The organism is Fimbriimonas ginsengisoli Gsoil 348 (assembly GCF_000724625.1).
Classification (GTDB): Bacteria; Armatimonadota; Fimbriimonadia; order Fimbriimonadales; family Fimbriimonadaceae; genus Fimbriimonas; species Fimbriimonas ginsengisoli.
This window is the reverse complement of record NZ_CP007139.1, coordinates 997052-1014719: the sequence shown is the minus strand read 5'-3', so window position 1 is coordinate 1014719 and position 17668 is coordinate 997052. Positions and strand designations below refer to the sequence as shown.

Here is a 17668-nt window from a genome sequence, read left to right as displayed (position 1 = left end):
ATTGTCCTCCCGTAGAACTGTCCATGAGCTCGACAACCGAACGAATCGACGCCGCGGCTTCCGGAACCTTTGTCATCGGCGGCGACATGCCAGTCCATCGCCTTGGTTTTGGAGCAATGCGAATTACCGGACCCGGAATCTGGCGCGAGCCACAAGACCCCGAAGAAGCCCGTCGCGTTTTGAAGCGTAGCGTCGAGCTCGGCATCAACTTCATCGATACCGCCGATTCGTACGGGCCGGAAGTTTCCGAGCGGCTTATCGGCGAGGCGCTCTACCCGTACCCTGCCGGTTTGGTCGTCGCCACAAAGGGCGGTCTCGTCCGCCCTGGGCCGAATGATTGGCAGTCGGTGGGCCGGCCGGCATACCTCCGCCAATGCGTGGAGTTGAGCCTGCGCCGGTTAAAGCTGGAGCGGATCGACTTGTACCAACTCCATCGAATCGACCCCGACGTGCCGGCGGAGGATCAATTCGGCGTTCTGCGCGACATGCAGAAGGAAGGGAAGATCCGGCACGTTGGACTCTCCGAGGTCTCGGTCGCCGAAATCGAGAGCGCGCGTAAGACGGTGGAGATCGCGACGGTTCAGAACCTCTACAACCTCTCAAATCGTAAATCGGAGGACGTTCTCGACTACTGCGAGGCCAACGGCATCGGCTTCATCCCCTGGTTCCCTGTTGCCTCCGGCGACCTTGCCCGCCCCGGTGGTCCGCTGGACGAGGCTTCAAAGAAGCACGGCGCCACCGTCGCCCAGCTCGCCCTCGCCTGGCTGCTGAAACGGTCCCCAGTAATGCTGCCGATCCCCGGCACCTCCAAAGTCGCCCACCTGGAAGAGAACACTGCTGCCGCGAATGTGAAGCTGTCGGACGAGGAGTTTTCAGACTGGGGGGCTAGGCGTTAGGGCGTTGGGCGTTGCTACGATAAGGCATTACCTCTTTTGATGGGACGGATGGGACGGATGGGACGGATGGGACAGATGGGACCCGTGGGACTCATTCGATCCCGTCAGGTCACAAGCCACATTCCACATGCCTAACGCCCAACGCCTTAACGCCCAACGCCTTAACGCCCAACGCCTATCCCCCACCCTCACGCCGTCGGCGGAATCCCGATATATGGGATGAAGCGACCAACCCAACGGCCCTGGATCTCGGCTTCGCCGACCATTCCTTCGCCGCACTGAAAGTACACCTCGGGCGTGGTCTCGTATTCGCCGACGACGTGGTCGGGCGTCATTCCGCGCACGTAGTAGCGCGGTTTGTCGGCCTGCTCGATCGCGAGCTCGTCGGTGATCAGGATCCCTTTGTCGTAGACGTAACGGGCAAGGATTCGAAAGTTGGGCTGCGTAGCGCGCGGTCCTTTCTTCTCCCGCGTGACCTTCCAAAACCCGTACCCCATTCCTCCGCAGAACATGAGGAGGCCGATGATGACGACCAAGATCATCAGCGGCACCAGGTTCAGTGTTCCCGCATCGTTGATCTGATTGGTAACCGGAGTTCGAGTGTAGGTCCCGCGAAAAATCCCGGCGACCGAGAAGACCCACATGAGCCCGCCGCCGATAATCGAGATCGCGCACCCCGACGCCATGAGGCACCCCACCGTCTTTTCCTCGAACGCCCCTCGATACCGCATTGTGGCAAGAGACGTCCCAGACCAGCTATCTGGTTCAGACGCCGGCGCTAGGCTTGCGCCGCTTGCGAAACCAAGCCGGCGAGTGCGTCCATTACGGCCGGGTCGTCGTTGATCGTGGCCGCTCGCCGGAAGTTGAGACCGAGCTCGGCGCTCTTGTCGCGTGCCTCGATACCGAGGTCAAACAGCACCTCCAGATGGTCGGACACGAAGCCAACCGTGCAGGCGACGATGTTCTTGTACTTCGGCGCGTTCTCCTCAATCACTTCAAGGATGTCCGGGCCGAGCCAGGGCTCTCCGGTATTGCTGGCGCTTTGGAAGGCGAAGGTCCAGTGGGGAACGTCGGCTCGCTCCGCGACGAGGCGGCTCGTCTCCAGAAGCTCCTCTTGGTACGGGTCCCCCGCGGCGACGATCTTCTCCGGAAGCGAGTGTGCCGAGAAAATCACCAGCGTTTCGTCCGGATCCCATCCATCCATCTCGTGGCGAACACGATCGGCGAGCGCGTCGATCAACTCCGGCAATGTGCCCCACCGTTCCACGATGTCGATCCGCATCTCCGGCCGCACCTTATCGCGAGCGGTGAGCGCGTAGTTCCGGTAGGCGGCGATGCTGAACGTGGAAAAATGCGGGGCGAGCACGAGGCCCACGGCGTGGTCGATGCCGTCCTCGGCCATTTGGTTGACTGCGTCCGCCACGAACGGCGGCGCGTGCTTGGTCCCCACATAAAGCTTCGCGTCCACTCCGCGGCGATGGAGTCCGGCGAGGATCGCCTCTGCTTGGCGTCGCGAGATCTCGGTCAGCGGGGAGGGTCCCCCGATCGCCTCGTAACGGTCGATCAGATCCTGGAGCGCTTCGGGCGTTGGCGGGCGGCCGCGGCGGATGTGGGTGTAGTACGGCAGCACCTCCTCGATGGAGGCAGGCGTTCCGTAGTGCATGACGAGCAAACCGAGCGGCTTCATAGGGTTTCAGCTATCTTCTTCGCGATCTCCCGCCCTTGTCGTAAGCAATCCGGGACCCCAACGCCGCGAAAACTGGTACCGGCGAGGAATAGGCGGGGATATTGTGCAAGCAAGGCGTCGATCTCCGCGAGGCGGTCGAGGTGACCGACCTCGTATTGGGGCAGTGCTTCCGGCCAGGTCTTGATGCTGGAGTAAAGCGGCTCGCCTTGGATGCTTAGCAACGGCTCGATCGCCTCCCTCGCCTCTTCTACGGAATGGTGACCTTCGCGGAGGAAGACTCTAAGCAGAACCTGGTCGCCGGGCGCCCGGCCGTCCCATTTTTCACTGCTCCACGTGGCCCCGCTGATCGTTCCCGGCTCACTGGGCGGCACGAGAAACCCGGTGCCATCAAGCGGATGCCCGACTTCTTCCCGTCGGTAGGCAAGCGTCACGATGGCGCTGGAGCGATGGGGGATTTGGCGGAGTTTCTGAGCCAAGTCTCCGGGCGCGAGGGACGCCGCGTGATTGGCGGGAATAGCCAGAAGGAGGCAGTCGAACTCTTCGACCGCCTCCGTGCCGCCCTGAATGGGCGACCTCCTATAGCGAAGGGCGAAGCCCTGGCAAGCAGCAGCCGTATCCATCCGAGCCCTGAAGGGGCGATCTATCGCCGAAATGCCGGTATTCAAGTGAACCTGCGTCCTTTGGAGCCCATTGACAAGCGCGTCAACCAAACTCTGCATGCCACTCCGAAAGGAGAGGAACGTCGGCCTTTCGAGAGGTGGCGCTATGGGCGATTGGTAATACGCCGGGTAGAGGGCGCGCATACTGAGGCGCTCAGCGTCGCCGCCATGGGTTCCAGCCAGGAGGGGTTCGGCGACGAGGCGGGTGAATTCATCGCCGAATCGCTTGGTAAAGAACGACCTTATGGACTCGTCTTCGTCAGGGGCGGGCCGCCCCTGATACCCACGGGCGAGCCGCCCGTGCCACTCTGCCTTGCCCCTTTCCGTGAGGAATGTAGCCGCTTCGACGGCTTGCGGATCCGGGCCAGCTAGGCGGACCAATCCGGCGGGCACCCGGTGAAGCTTTCCCCCGACGAGCATGGCGAACTCCTTCTGTTTCGGGGCGATGAGCTGGTCTTCCAATCCGAGCTCTTGGATGAATTCAAAGACTCCGGGCTTGGCGGCGAAGAAGCAGTCCGGGCCGCCTTCAACGATCAAGTCGCCCAGGCGCTCCGTCCCCAGCTTGCCCCCGAGGCGATCGCTCGCTTCGAAAAGGTCGATTTGGGCGTCGGTGAGCCTCTCCAGGTCGTAGGCCGCGGCCAGGCCGGTGATTCCCCCTCCGACGATTGCGATCCTCAAGGGCGCTCTCCCTTGACGACCTCCACCAAACGCTCCACGTTCTCCAGCGGCGTCTCCGGAAGGATGCCGTGGCCGAGGTTGAAGATGTGCCCGGGGAGGGCGCTGCCTTGACGCACGATCTCTCTAGCGATTCGCTCAACGGTCTCGGGATTTGTTTGGAGCACGGTCGGGTCCAAGTTCCCTTGCAACGGTGCTCCGGGAACCAGGGTTGCCGCTTGCTCTAGCGTGATACGGAAATCGACGCCGGTGACGTCTCCGCCCGCTTCCCGCATGATCGGAAGCAGCAGGGGATTCCCGGTGCCGAAGTGGATGACGGGAGCTCCGGTCTCCTTGAGCCGCGCGAAGATCCTCTGCATATGCGGCAGTAGATACTCTCTATACGCTTCGGGCGAAAGGCTGCCTACCCAGGAATCGAACAACTGCACCGCATCCGCGCCCGCCTCGATCTGAGCGACCAGATACTCGGCGACCACGTCGGACAGCAGTTCCATTAGTGCGTGCCACTGCTCGGGCGCCGACCACATCATCCCTTTCGTCCGCCGGAGGTCGCGAGAAGGCCCACCCTCGATAAGGTACGACGCCAGCGTAAACGGCGCGCCGGTGAACCCGATGAGCGGTACCGCCAGCTCTCGCTTCAGTCCGCGGATCGTCTCCAAAACGAACGGCAGACCCTCGCGAGGGTCGAATCGGTGGATCCGCTCCATGTCGGCCGCGGTTCGAACCGGATCGTGCACCACCGGCCCCACTCCTTCCTTGATCTCGAACGGCGCTCCCATCGGGGTGAACGGCACCGTAAGATCGGAAAAGAGGATCGCGGCGTCGAAGCCGAAACGGCGAATCGGCTGCAACGTTGCTTCGATCGAAACCTCCGGCGTGCTCACCGCCTCTAGCATCGTCCGCCCCTTGCGCAATTCGCGGTACTCCGGCAGGTACCGGCCGGCCTGACGCATGAGCCAGATCGGGGGGCGCTCGGTTTTCTCGCCTCGACAGGCCTGCAAAAACAGACTCAAACGGCGGCCTCTCGGAGCGCTTCTTCGAACGCCTCTACCGTCAGGTCGATATCCGCGTCGGTATGGGCGGTGGTGAGGAACCACGATTCCAGCGCGCTTGGCGGCAGGTAAACCCCGCGCGACAACAGGCCGTGGAACAGCTTTCCGAATAGCGCCCGGTCGGTGGTCTGCGCATCCGCGAAGTCGCGCACCGGCATCTCCGTGAAGAAGACGGAAATCATCGACCCGACCCGCTGGATTTGAGCGGGGACACGAGCCGCCTCGCAAGCGAGAATCAACCCCCTCTGCAGCCGTTCACCCGTGGCTTCGAGAGACACGTAGGCGTCGTCGGTAAGTTCGGATAGAGCCGCATAGCCCGCGGCCATCGCCAGCGGATTTCCGGAAAGCGTGCCCGCCTGGTAAACCGGCCCGAGAGGGGCGATCATCTCCATAAGGTCGCGCCGGCCACCGTACGCCCCGACCGGCAGCCCGCCGCCAATGACCTTGCCCATCATGATCAGATCGGGCGATACCGCGAACCGCTCCGACGCCCCTCCCCGGGCGACGCGGAATCCGGTCATTACCTCGTCGAGCACGAGAAGGGCGTCGTATCGATCGCAAAGCGACCGAAGACCGGGCAGGAAGTCGGCCGCCGGCGGCACGAGCCCCATATTGCCCGCGACCGGCTCCACCATCACGGCCGCGACCTCGCCTGCGTTCGCTTCGAAGATCTGACGTACGTGGTCGAGGTCGTTATATCGGGCGGGCAGGGTATTGGCGGTCGTAGATTCGGGCACGCCGGCGCTGTCTGGCAGGCCGAACGTGGCAACCCCGGAGCCGGCCTTTGCCAGCAACGGATCGATCGCGCCATGGTAGTTCCCCTCGAACTTGATGACCTTATTTCGGCCGGTGGCCGCGCGAACCAACCGGACGACCGCAAGCGCCGCCTCGGTACCCGAGTTCACAAACCGCACCCGTTCGATCTTGCGCTTTCGGTCGAGCACCTCGCGAGCGAGCCGCACCTCTCCCTCATGCGGAGCCCCGAAGCTGGTCCCGTTCTCGGCCGCTCTCGTCACCGCTTCGGTGATGGCGGGGTGGGCGTGGCCAAGAATGATCGCCCCCCAGCTCGACATATAGTCGATGTAATCCTTTCCGTCCGCGTCGGTGAGGCGCGAGCCCTTGGCCCGCGCGAAGTAGACCGGAGTGCCCCCGACGCCCTTGAACGCCCGAACAGGGCTGTTCACGCCCCCCGGCATCATTCGGCAGGCCTCTGCGTACAAATCTTGCGACCGGCTCATCGATCTCCCCTACGTCCGAAGGACGTGTAGCCGCAGGTTGGTTCGTACCTGCATCCCCAATGATCGACATCCTTGGTCGAAACAACGAACGCTCTCCCGCAGGTACGAACTAACCCTTCCGACGAAGAGGTCTCCATTAGGCGATGCCCTTGTTTCCTAATCCCGTGCGCAGGCTTCGATGCCTCTGGATGAACTGGATGTCTGGACAGGCAGTGTGCCTCGGAAAGGTGAAAGAGCTCCACTCGCAAGAACCCTCTCCCGCCAAGGCGGGGGAGGGCAGGGTGGGGGTGGACCATCACTGTCACAAGTCCATTGAATAGAAGCGCTTCTTCTGCCGCCACTCGTATATTCAGAGGACTTCGGACGCTTTGAGTGCTCCCCCACCCTGCCCTCCCCCTCAGGTGCGAGGGGGAGGGTTCCACCCGGCGACGCCTTTGTTCCGGCATCCGGAAGACCGTCGCGGAGCCCAGGCTCGGCTGCTCTGGACCGGAAGAAAACGTGGTCAGAGCCTGGAACTTTGGGGTCATCGGCTGGGAGCCGATGCTACGGCTCATCGGATGAATTCCTCCGGCGTCCGGTGGATGCCGGTGATGAGAGGGGTGTCCAACGCGGTGTGGCGGCGGGCTTCCGTGCTGCGTAACGCGTAAACCAGGTCCGAGAACTTGGGGAGGTCCTCAGTTTCGTAAGCTACTACGAACTCCTGATCCTGCACGCCGAACGAGTAGAGAAGGAGTTGGCGGATCTCCGGATATTGTTTGCCGAGCTTGATGTGCTCGTTCATCTGACCCTGTCGGGCATCCATGCTCATCAGGTACCACTCCTTCGTTTTGGCGAACGGATACGCCACAAAGTAGGTTCCGCGGGTCTCGTCGAACGGGTCCATGTCCTGCTCGCTCTTGCCTCGGGCGTAGGTCGAGACTCTCGTGTAGCCCCAAAGGGTTTGCGTAGGGTGGACGTAGCGACGCCAACCTTCGCTGACCGTCGCGTAACCGGTCAGCGCCTTCTCAGTGGCGTCGTCGGTATCGGCGGACCAGGCCGACCAGATCAGGAAATCCGAATCGCATCGGGCGGGGAAGATCGAATAGAACTGCGTCGCTTCCGCAACCGTCGGAGCCTCTTCGGCAATGCGCCGGCGGACCTCTCGCCGCTCCTCGTCGGAGAGGTTGAAGTAGGCCTCGTTATAGGCGAAGGTGGCGTAGAGGTTTAGTTGTCGTTCAGCCATTTAGCAGCATCCAGGGCGTGATAGGTGATGACGAGGTCCGCGCCCGCGCGGCGGAAAGCGGTGAGGGTTTCGAGAACCACTTTGCGCTCATCCAGCCAGCCGCGTTCGGCGGCCGCCTTGATCATCGAGTACTCGCCGCTCACGTTGTAAGCGGCGATCGGCAAATCGCTGGTCTCCCGGGCGAGGCGGACGACGTCGAGGTAGGCAATTCCAGGTTTGACCATCAGGATGTCGGCCCCCTCACGCTCGTCGGCGAGGATTTCTCGACGGGCGTGGCGAATGTTGGCGGGATCGTGCTGGTAGCTCGCCCGGTCGCCGAACGACGGCGCGGAATCGGCCGCATCGCGAAACGGCCCGTAGTACGCGGAGGCAAACTTGGCCGAGTACCCCATGACCGCGGTCTCCATGAAACCTCTCTCGTCGAGGGCTTCGCGAAGAGCGCCCACTTGGCGGTCCATCATTGAGCTCGGCGCGACCACGTCGGCGCCGGCTTCGGCGTGGGAAACGGCCATGTTTGCGAGGAGGCGCAGCGTTTCATCGTTGTCCACCTCATGCCCCTTCAACACCCCGCAATGCCCGTGCGGCGTGTAGGCGCACACGCAGACGTCGGTCATCAGCACCATTTCCGGGCACGCCTCTTTGGCGGTGCGAATCGCCCTCTGAACGATCCCGTGCGGCGCGCAAGATGAGGTGGCATTGTCGTCTTTTTCCCTGGGCAATCCGAAAAAAAGGATCGCTCCCAGCCCGAGCCTTTGGGCCTCCTTCACCTTCGCGGCGACCGCCGTCAACGGCAAGCGGGACTGGCCCGGCATCGATGGAATCGGTTCTGGTTCAGTCGCGGTTTCGCTGACGAAAATGGGATAGATGAAGTCGGCGGCCCGCAGCCGCGTCTCGCGGACGAGGTTGCGTAAGCCTGGGGTCCGGCGCAGCCTCCGTAGCCGGTCAGACATGGGTCCTCCTCGCATACTCGACCAAAGCGGCGACCATTCCTTGGATCGTGTAATCCTTCGCCACCACCGTCGGTTCGTACCCCAGTTCACGGACCGTGCCGGCGGTAATCGGGCCGATGCAGACGAGTGCGGCCTGGTTCAGCCAATCCTCGAGTCCCGCGCCGACGAGCGCGTCTCGCGTGCCGCGGACCCCGGCGGAGCTGGTGAGCGTGATGTAATTTGGAACCGTCGCGGGCAGGCGCGTCGCGTCCGGACGGACGATCCGGTAGGCGATCACCTCGTCCACCTCGGCTCCTCGCAGGGCCAAGATCTGCGCGAGATCGCGCCGGGCGATGTCGGCCCGGGCGAGCAAAAATCGTTTCCCGGCCACGTCACCCAATGCCTGCGCGATCGCCTCGGAAACGAATTCGGCCGGCATCAAGTCAGGAGCGCGAAACGCCTTGGTCAACGCCGCCCCTGTCGCGGGCCCGATAACGGCCAACTTCCGCTCGTTCATCTCCTCGATGGGAACGCCGACTTCGTCCATCGCCCGCCGAACCGCATCGACGCCGTTTACGCTCGTCAGCACCACCCAGTCGTAATCTCCCAGGTTTCGCAGGGCGGAATCTAACGGACGCCGGTCGAGTGGCTGCGCGATCTCGATAGCCGGCATCGTAACCACCTCAGCCCCGAGCTCTTGTAGGGGTCGGGCAAGATCCTCGACCTGCGCGGCCGGCCGCGTCACCATCACCGTCATTCCGGCTAGCGGAAGGCTCACGCGATCCCTCCGTCGCGAGTGGCGAGGACGGCTTGAACGATCTCGAAAGCCCCGTGCCCGCCGAGCTCCCTCGCAAACTCCGCGCCCATCTCTTCGGGTGCGTCGAGGGAGCCATTGCGATTGCCTTTCAAATACTGTTTCCCGTCAGGAGAAGCCACGCACCCAATCATGCCGAATCCGTGCTCATTTACTTGAGCATAGGCGCCGATCGGGACCGAACATCCGCCACCGAAGGCCTGCAGGAAGCTTCGCTCGGCCCGGCTGCACGCGGACGTAAGAGAATGGTGAAGAGGGGAAATGAGCTCGATCGCCGCCGCATCCGCCTCGCGCGTCTCTAAAACCAGCACCGCTTGCCCCGGCGCGGGAACGATCGTCTCGACCGACTTTGGCCAGACGACGAGTTCCTTGTATTCGGACCGACCCCAGTCTTCCATCAGCCCCAGCCGCTTCAGCCCCGCCAGCGCAAGTACGATCGCGTCGTACTCGCCCTCGATCAGCTTCCTCATCCGGGTGTCGACGTTCCCGACCAGGGGCTTAAACACCACGTCGTTCCGAACGTTGGCGATCTGAGAGGTCCGGCGGAGGCTTCCCGTTCCGATGACCGATCCCTCCGGCAAGCTCTCGAGCCCGGGTCCGCGCGAGATCAACGTGTCTCGCGCATCTTCGCGCTCCAGGTAGGCGGAAAGCGAGAGGCCTGGCACCGGCTCCGTCGGAAGGTCCTTTAAGCAGTGGAGCGCGACATCGACCTGGTTTGCCAGGAGAGCTTCTTGGATTTCGCGCACGAAAGCGCCCAGCCGTTCGCGTTCTCCGCGGTCTCCGCTGGTACGAATGGTGACGATTTCAACGTCGAGTCCCGGATGAAGCCGTTGGAGCGACTCCTGCACCATGTGTGCTTGGGCGAGGGCGAGGCGGCTGCCGCGGGTGCCGAGCCGTAGGCTAGCGATCGGAGGGACCCCCGTCTAAAAGGAACAGCCGCTCCACGACCGCGCGGTGCTCATGCCCCGCCAGCTCTCCTTTTAGACTGTCGATCGGCGCTTCCAGCAATCCGATCATCATCCGCCTCGCCATCTCTTCCACCACGCGGATCTCACGCTCGGTGAGTCCTTCGAGTCGCTCTTTCGCCCACTCCACGTTTCGCGAGCGGATCGCCTCCCCGCGGGCGATCAGGGCTCTAATGGTAGGAGCCGCCGCTCGCTCGGTCAACGCCGCGCCGAACCGTCCCAGCTCTTCTTCCAGGATCTCGAGCGCGAACGGGATCGCTGCCATGCGCCGTTCCGAATTTTCGGCGCACCCGGCCGTAATTTCGTCGAGATTGACGACGTCGATACCGATCGCAAGCGAACCGTTTTCGACGTTAGGGGGAACCCCCAGATCGATCACAACGAGCGGACGCCCTTGGCGAGCCTCGCTCAATTGGCCAATTAACTCCCGAGAAAGAATCGGCGCGGTCGCCGCCACCGTCGCGAAGACGACGTCCGCCTCCAAAAGCTCGGCGTGAAGGAAATCGAACGGCACCGCCTCGAACCCCGGCTTGTCGGCCAAAAGGTCCGCTTTGGAAAAGGTTCGATTAACGATCCGAACGTCGCAGCTCTCCCGAGAGCGAAGCTCGCGTACGACGCGCTCCGCGATCTTCCCCGCGCCCAAGACCAAGGAGCGCCGATCCTTGAGAGAGCCGATCCGGTGCTCCGCTTCGCGTACCGCCAGCGATCCGGTCGACGTTACGTTCCGGCACAGCTCCGTCTCGGTTCGGATCCGCTTGCTTGTCTCGAGTCCGCGTTGGAAAAGGAGGTCGAGTACCGGCCCGGTGGTTCCGGACCGCCACGCTTCTTTGATCTGAGCAACGATCTCGGTCTCGCCGAGGACGGCCGAATCGAGTCCCGAGGTGACGCGAAACAGGTGACAGGCTGCGCAAACGCACCCCTTCTCGTAGAGAAACGGCCGAAGCTCCTCCAGCGGGACCTCGGCGTATCCCGCCAAAAGGGTCCTGACGACCTCCGCCTCAGTCCCCGAATAGTAGATCTCGGTTCGGTTGCAGGTGGAGAGGACTACACACTCCGGAACGTCGTTTGCCTTGGCCAACGCTAAGAAATCGGGGATCGCGTCGGGGGGAATGGTAACCCGGCTGCGCACTTCGAGCGGCGCGGTTCGGTGGCTCAGGCCAACCACGCCGAACGGGGCCGGCATAGCGGACGTCCTTCCGACCCCGCAGTGGGTCCCCTCGTGCCGGCAAACCAGGCGCGTTTCGTAGGGGTAAAGCGGCAGCCGCCCCCGGCTCTCGCGGGCCTCCGGGTAGAAGCTGATCGGAACAGCGGTTTGTGAGTCCACCAAGAATTATTTTGACGCCTACCGAGGGCGTGGCATTTGCCGAAACTGACGGTCGCGGTCGCGGTTCGACGAAGGTGGTGTATTCGGCACGGTCTCTCGGGAGCCGCCTATCAGTAAATGTGTTGAACCTCGAGAGGCCTTTTGACCCGAACCGGATGCCATTATGCAACCGTAAAACGTAGGCTCTAGTTGGGTTGACGCCGACATGCTTACGCTCCTACTCGCAATGACGATGGCAAAGCCGCTCTACCTCGCCACTTACTTCGTCGGAAATGGGGAGTCGGGTGCCTACCTGGCCGTGAGCGAAGACGGTTATCAGTTCAAACCGATTGTGGAGCCGAATGTGCCCATCCTCCGTCCGACTCTCGGTAAAGACCGCCTGATGCGCGACCCTTGCCTGGTCCGAGGCGGCGACGGCGGTTGGCACATGGTCTGGACGACCGGCTGGTGGGACCGCAGCGTCGGCATCTCACACTCCAAAGATCTCGTGAACTGGGAGCCGCAAGAGCTCGTGCCGGCAATGGAAAGGGAGCCGAATGCGCTGAACGCCTGGGCGCCGGAGCTCGCCTACGACGATAAATCGAAGAGCTACACCCTCTTCTGGTCGTCGACCGTAAAGGGTCAGTTCTCCGAAACCGCCCGAACCGACGGCGACAAGGCGCCGGACGGAACGCCGCTCAACCACCGTTACTACTGCACGTCAACCACAGACTTCCAGAACTACGCTCCTGCCCGCCTCATGTGGGATCCCGGCGTCAACTCCATCGACGCGACTCTGCTCCACGACGGCGCTCGGTGGATCCTCTTCGGAAAAGACGAGACCAAGGCTCCCAAACCGGCCAAGTCGCTCTTCGTTGCCGCGGGTCCGCGTCCAACCGGACCGTTCGTCATGCTGAAGGCGCCGATCACCGGCTCATATTGGGCCGAGGGGCCGACCGCGGTGAAGGATGGCCCGATCTACCGCGTCTACTTCGACCGATACATGGAGGGTCGCTGGGGAGCCGTAGAATCGCGCGACCTAACGAATTGGGACGATGTAAGCGACCGAATCAAGATGGTCCCCGGCGCTCGCCACGGCACCGTCGTTTTGGTCCCACTCGACCTCGTCCGGCGCGTCCGCGAAGCCCTCTCGAAACCATAATCGATCCCCGCATACGCTCGGTCTGGCAGGGGCCGACCATTTGGTCGATATCTCCACTGAGACCACCCCGCTCCCGAGGAAGCCGTCGCATTGTTGGCGACGACTGATGATCGAAGGTGCGGACGTTGATGGTCGATTTCACTCGTAGCCTGTGGCTTCAGCCGCGGTTCAAGGCTCCTCCGGGGATAAATCCCCGGGCTACGGGTGAACCTTTCTTGTCAATCTATTTTGTTGATGACCATGATCGTCCCAATCCAGCCTAAAAGGGGCGGAATATGCCAGCCCTGGGTGGAGACGACCCATTTTCTCAAGTTCTGAAAGTGCGGCGGCCCCAGAAGGCGGCCACAGAAGACGATAGAGGGGTCGATAATGTCACGGCCCTTGATGATTCTAAGGCCGTGATTAGGGTCGAATCGGGCTTATACTGGGGATACGGTCTATGGCTCAATACAAGATAAACGTTAACGGCGCGGAACGAACCGTCGAGGCAATGGCCGACATGCCGCTGCTGTGGGTCCTTCGCGATCTGATTGGTCTCACTGGCACTAAGTTCGGCTGCGGAATCGGGGCTTGCGGGGCGTGCACCGTCCTCCTCGACGGCAAGGAGGCACAGGGATGTCAGGTGACGATCGCCGACCTCAAGGGGCGCAAGGTCACCACCATCGAGGGTCTGTCGAAGGACGGCTCTCACCCGCTGCAGAAGGCATGGGTCGAGCAAGACGTTCCCCAGTGCGGCTACTGCCAGGCGGGCCAGATCATGGCCGCGGCGGCGCTGCTCAAGCAAAAGCCGAACCCGACCGATGCCGATATCGACGAGACGATGAAGTATCACGTCTGCCGATGCGGCACCTACCAGCGCATCCGGGAAGCGATCCACGAGGCGGCCAAGAAATGAGCGACCGACACGAACTTAGCCGACGCGGACTCCTTAAGGTCGTTGGTGGAGTGGGCGCCAGTTTCATGCTGGGCAGCTTCGCCACCGTTGCCTGCGCTAATCCGGCCCTGATGAAGGATGAGAAAGCGGGCCGCCCGGTTTTCGCCCCGAACGCCTACGTGAAGGTCGATCCCGATGGTTCGGTGACCGTCACCATCACCCGGTCCGATATGGGGCAGGGCGTCCGGACCTCGCTTGCCATGTTGGTAGCCGAGGAGATGGACCTCGACTGGACGAAGGTCAAGGTCATCCAGGCCGGAGCAGGCGTCCCGCCGATCGGCGGAGGCGGAACGGGGGGAAGCAGCTCCATCCGGTCGATGCACCGCCAGCTTAGGCAGATGGGCGCTTCCGCTCGCGCGATGCTCGTCGGAGCCGCCGCCAAGCAGTGGGGTGTCGACGCCTCCACCCTCAAAACTGTGCACGGAACGGTGGTCAATCCGGCCAACGGTAAATCGATCCCGTACGCCGACCTGACCGCGGCGGCAGCCGCCGAGCCGCTTCCCACCGGCGTCACCCTGAAAGACGCGAAAGATTTCCAGATCGTCGGCAAGGGAGCGAATCGGGTCGACAACACCGATGTCGCCACCGGTAAGGCGATGTACGGCGCGGATTTCCGGGTCGAAGGGATGGCGTTCGCGGTCATCGCGCGCCCGCCGGCGTTCGGCGCAACCCTGAAGTCGGTCGACGACGCCGATGCCCGCAAAGTGCCGGGCGTGATCGACGTTCAGAAGGTGGACAGCGGCGTCGCCGTATTCGCTACCAACACCTGGGCGGCGATGAAAGGGCGAGAGGCGCTGAAGCTGGAGTGGAACCCCGGCCCCAACGCCGATTTGACAACGGCAAAGATCACCGAGGCGCTGAAGGGCGCCGTCGTCGACCACAAACCGATGCCGGCGGGCGCGAAGGTAGTGGAGGCGACTTACGACCTTCCTTACCTCGCGCACGCGACGATGGAGCCGATGAACTGTCTGGCCGACGTCAAGGGCGACCACTGCACCCTCTACTGCAGCACCCAGGCCCCGACCGGCGCCCAGGGCTCGGCAGCTCGGGTTCTGAATATTCCAAAGGATAACGTCACCGTTCACGTCGCCCTCCTCGGTGGCGGATTCGGGCGACGGTTCCAGGTCGACTTCGTGAACGACGCGGTGAAGCTTTCGAAGCTGGCGAACCGCCCGGTCCAGCTTGTCTACTCGCGAGAGGACGACATGCGGAACGACTTCTATCGCCCGGCGAGCCACCATGCCATGAAGGGGGCCGTCGATGGCGGCAAAGCGGTGGGCTGGAGTCATCAGGCCGTCCAAGCCGAGGGCGGGCGGGCCAACGGTTTCCGCGGCGCGGGCATTCCTTACGAGATCGCTGACGCCGGGATGATGTACGGCGGCGTCGATTTCCCGATCCCGACCGGTGCCTGGCGCTCGGTTGAGAACTCGCAGCTCAACGTCGCCAACGAGTGCTTCATCGACGAGCTGGCCCATGCTGCCGGGAAGGACCCGCTGGAGTTCCGCCTCGCCCACGCCAAGGACGACCGCCTCAAGAACGTGCTGGAGCAAGCGGGCAAGCTTTCCGACTGGGGCAAGCCGCTGCCGGCGGGCCATGGTCGGGGGATCGCCTGTTTCGTGGGGTACGGCTCCTGCATCGCGCACGTGGTGGAAGCGAGCGTTCAGGGCGGCAAAGTCAAGCTGCACCGCGTCGTCGCCGTCGTGGATCCCGGCTTGGCGGTGAACCCGAAGGGGGTTGAAGCTCAGGTCCAAGGCGGCTGCGTGGACGGCCTCTCCACCGCTCTGCGAGCCGAAATTACGATCGACAAAGGTGGCGTGGTGCAGGGAAGCTGGCCCGATTACAAGTGGATGACGATGGACGCGATGCCCAAGATCGAGTGCCACATCGTCTCCGGCTCCGCCGATCCGGGCGGAATGGGCGAAGTTGGCTACCCGTCGGTCCCCCCGGCCGTAGCGAACGCCGTGGCCGCCGCCACCGGCAAACGCGTCCGCAAATTCCCAATCCGGCTCGAAGAATTGGTGTAACCGGCTCCGGCCCCCTCTCCCTTCGTCGGATGGCTCGTGCCGATGAAGGGAGAGGGCTGGGGTGAGGGATGTCCCTCCCCTCCAACCCCCTCGCCCTTTAAGTGAGCGCAACCCACTAAATCCGAACCGTGTATGATGGCTTCGGACGCACCGCCCGGTCGGTGCGCGGACTGGATGAAAGAATCTGTTTCGTACGTTCGATGCCTCTTTATCAGCACCGTAAACGTCCGGTCCTACGTGAACCGCCGCCGAGCCCCTTTGGGGATTCGCGTCGTCGTGTGTCCAAGCTTGGAGAAATATAGATGCGTCTGAAGACCTCGGGCAAGGTGGTCGCCCTTATCGTCGTTGTTGGCGTCGCCGTAGGCGTTGCGCGGGTGACGGGAATCTGGGAGAAGCTCATCCCGAGTGCCCCGGCCAAAGAATCCAAAACCGTCGGGCCGGTCGTCCTCCCCGGCATGACCATTTCGTCTGGCAGCGGGCATGACTATGTCATGCCCGGTTCGGAAGCCGGATGTGCGGACAAACCGGAAGTCCGAATGCTCGGCTACGCCTGGAATGCCCAAATGGGCATCCACTTCGCCAACGGCGGAGCTCAGGCATCCAGCGGCTCCCTTATGTGTAAGTACGGCGTGAACCTCAAATGGTCCCGCCAAGACAACAACGACAAGCTCGCCGAAGCGCTCGTCACCTTCGCCAACGCGGTAAGCAATGGCCAAGACAACCCAACCGTCGGCGCGCACTTTATGACGATGATGGGAGATGGCAGCGCCGTCTTCCTCAAGGGTCTGAACGATACGCTGCGGCGGCTCGGTCCCGAATATCAGGCCAAGATCGTCGGTGTCGCGGGCTACTCGCGCGGCGAGGACAAGTTTATGGGGCCGTCATCTTGGATGAAAAACGCCCTCAATTCCCGCGGAGGCGTGGTTGCCGGCGTCATCCGTGACGGCGACTGGAACATCGCCCTGAAATGGCTCGCCGATAACGGTTTGAAGAACAACCCGGACGAGAAGACCTGGGATCCCGACGCCTTGAACTGGATCAACGCCTCGGATTATCTCGACGCCTGCCAGAAGTACATCGGCGGGTACACCGAGCAGCGAGCCGTGGTCAAAAACGGCAAACGGACGGGCGAAACCAAGACCGTTCACGTCGACGGCGTCGTCACTTGGACCCCCGGAGACGTACAGGTCGCCCAGCAGAAAGGCGGCTTGGTCAGCATCGTCTCCACCAAAGAATATGCTTCCCAGATGCCGTGCGTCATCATCGGCATCGACAAGTGGATGAAGAAGCATCCCGAGCTCGTCAAAGGGATGCTGCGCGCCATCGCCGACGGCAGCGACGCCGTCAAATCTAGCCCGGTCGCCCTTCATAAGGCCGCCGAAGTAAGCGCCGCCGTTTACCAGGAAAAGAACTCGGGGCCCGAGTATTGGGAAAAGTATTACAAGGGAACGACGGAACCTGACAAGACCGGTCAGCAGGTCGATCTCGGTGGCTCGAGCGTGACCAATTTGGGCGATATGCAGCTCTCGTTCGGACTTCTTCCGGGAAGCCAGAGCTTGGTCGCCGCAACCTACAAAGCGTTCGGGGACGTGGTCGTATCGCAGTATCCGGAGATCATGTCGAGTTTTCCGGGGCCTGACCAAGTGATAGATACAAGCTTTCTAAGCGCCATCGTTCGCGAAGCGAAGTCCTCCTCGTCGCCGGGCAACGTAACCCCGACGAAGCCGGTCGCTCCGGAGAGAGGCAGCACGGTCATCAGCAAGCGGCGATGGAATATCACGTTCGAGACCGGGAGGGCGAAGATCACGCCTGCCGCGATGCGTGACTTGGAGCGGATGCGGCGCGACCTCGTGATCGCCAGCGGCGCGGCGATCGAAATCCACGGCCACACCGACAATCAGGGCGATCCCGCCAAGAATATGCAGCTCTCCGAAGCTCGCGCCTTCGCGGTGCAGAAGTGGCTGGAGCAAAGCAGCCCGGTGAACTTCCCCTCTGGAAGAATCCAGGTCTACGCTCACGGCTCGCAGAATCCGATCCAGCCGAACAGCACCGGCCCCGGCCGCGCCGCGAACCGCCGGGTGGAAATCTGGCTCCTCGGCGCCAAGTGA

Annotated in this window: 15 protein-coding genes; 5 read left to right on the top strand and 10 right to left on the bottom strand. The window is 62.8% G+C overall.

Annotated features, from left to right (window positions below; all coding sequences use genetic code 11):
• Positions 1 to 23 precede the first annotated feature (23 nt).
• On the top strand, positions 24 to 896 hold the full coding sequence (locus OP10G_RS04685; RefSeq protein WP_025227043.1) for an aldo/keto reductase: 873 nt from the start codon (positions 24 to 26) through the stop codon (positions 894 to 896).
• A 188-nt stretch (positions 897 to 1084) separates the two neighbouring features.
• On the opposite strand, the gene OP10G_RS04680 is transcribed toward OP10G_RS04685, so the two are convergent.
• From OP10G_RS04680 to hemA, 10 genes are all read right to left on the bottom strand, one after another.
• Positions 1085 to 1627: a hypothetical protein gene (locus OP10G_RS04680; protein ID WP_025227044.1), complete on the bottom strand. Its 543-nt coding sequence runs from the start codon at positions 1625 to 1627 to the stop codon at positions 1085 to 1087.
• A gap of 47 nt (positions 1628 to 1674) precedes the next feature.
• Positions 1675 to 2583, bottom strand: coding sequence for a ferrochelatase (hemH, locus tag OP10G_RS04675; RefSeq protein WP_025227045.1), 909 nt, complete (start codon positions 2581 to 2583; stop codon positions 1675 to 1677).
• Complete coding sequence (gene hemG / locus OP10G_RS23980; protein ID WP_052547550.1) at positions 2580 to 3920, bottom strand: protoporphyrinogen oxidase; 1341 nt, start codon at positions 3918 to 3920, stop codon at positions 2580 to 2582. Before hemG ends, hemH begins: the two co-directional genes overlap by 4 nt.
• Positions 3917 to 4930 (bottom strand): uroporphyrinogen decarboxylase, encoded by a 1014-nt coding sequence (hemE, locus tag OP10G_RS04660; RefSeq protein ID WP_025227048.1) that lies wholly within the window; start codon positions 4928 to 4930, stop codon positions 3917 to 3919. Before hemE ends, hemG begins: the two co-directional genes overlap by 4 nt.
• A complete protein-coding gene (hemL, locus tag OP10G_RS04655) occupies positions 4927 to 6207 on the bottom strand; it encodes a glutamate-1-semialdehyde 2,1-aminomutase (RefSeq protein ID WP_025227049.1) in 1281 nt (426 codons plus the stop codon). The genes hemE and hemL overlap by 4 nt, the downstream gene beginning before the upstream one ends.
• A 550-nt stretch (positions 6208 to 6757) precedes the next feature.
• Positions 6758 to 7429, bottom strand: a complete 672-nt coding sequence (locus OP10G_RS25630; protein WP_084178815.1) for a chlorite dismutase family protein — start codon at positions 7427 to 7429, stop codon at positions 6758 to 6760.
• The gene (hemB, locus tag OP10G_RS04640) at positions 7411 to 8379 is read right to left on the bottom strand and encodes a porphobilinogen synthase (RefSeq protein WP_025227050.1); all 969 of its coding nucleotides are present in this window, start codon (positions 8377 to 8379) and stop codon (positions 7411 to 7413) included. The genes OP10G_RS25630 and hemB overlap by 19 nt, the downstream gene beginning before the upstream one ends.
• On the bottom strand, positions 8372 to 9136 hold the full coding sequence (locus OP10G_RS04635) for a uroporphyrinogen-III synthase (protein WP_025227051.1): 765 nt from the start codon (positions 9134 to 9136) through the stop codon (positions 8372 to 8374). Before OP10G_RS04635 ends, hemB begins: the two co-directional genes overlap by 8 nt.
• A complete protein-coding gene (gene hemC, locus OP10G_RS04630; protein WP_025227052.1) occupies positions 9133 to 10080 on the bottom strand; it encodes a hydroxymethylbilane synthase in 948 nt (315 codons plus the stop codon). Before hemC ends, OP10G_RS04635 begins: the two co-directional genes overlap by 4 nt.
• Entirely contained in the window at positions 10073 to 11461 is a 1389-nt protein-coding gene (gene hemA, locus OP10G_RS04625) for a glutamyl-tRNA reductase (protein WP_025227053.1), read from the bottom strand. Before hemA ends, hemC begins: the two co-directional genes overlap by 8 nt.
• A 205-nt stretch (positions 11462 to 11666) precedes the next feature.
• On the opposite strand from hemA, the gene OP10G_RS04620 reads away from it, so the two are divergent.
• The 4 genes from OP10G_RS04620 (at position 11667) to OP10G_RS23975 (ending at position 17668) form a co-directional block, all read left to right on the top strand.
• Positions 11667 to 12602: a glycoside hydrolase family 43 protein gene (locus OP10G_RS04620; RefSeq protein WP_025227054.1), complete on the top strand. Its 936-nt coding sequence runs from the start codon at positions 11667 to 11669 to the stop codon at positions 12600 to 12602.
• Between the two features lie 439 nt (positions 12603 to 13041).
• Entirely contained in the window at positions 13042 to 13497 is a 456-nt protein-coding gene (locus OP10G_RS04615; protein WP_025227055.1) for a (2Fe-2S)-binding protein, read from the top strand.
• Positions 13494 to 15560, top strand: coding sequence for a xanthine dehydrogenase family protein molybdopterin-binding subunit (locus OP10G_RS04610; protein ID WP_025227056.1), 2067 nt, complete (start codon positions 13494 to 13496; stop codon positions 15558 to 15560). The genes OP10G_RS04615 and OP10G_RS04610 overlap by 4 nt, the downstream gene beginning before the upstream one ends.
• A gap of 302 nt (positions 15561 to 15862) precedes the next feature.
• The gene (locus OP10G_RS23975) at positions 15863 to 17668 is read left to right on the top strand and encodes a phosphate ABC transporter substrate-binding/OmpA family protein (RefSeq protein ID WP_025227057.1); all 1806 of its coding nucleotides are present in this window, start codon (positions 15863 to 15865) and stop codon (positions 17666 to 17668) included.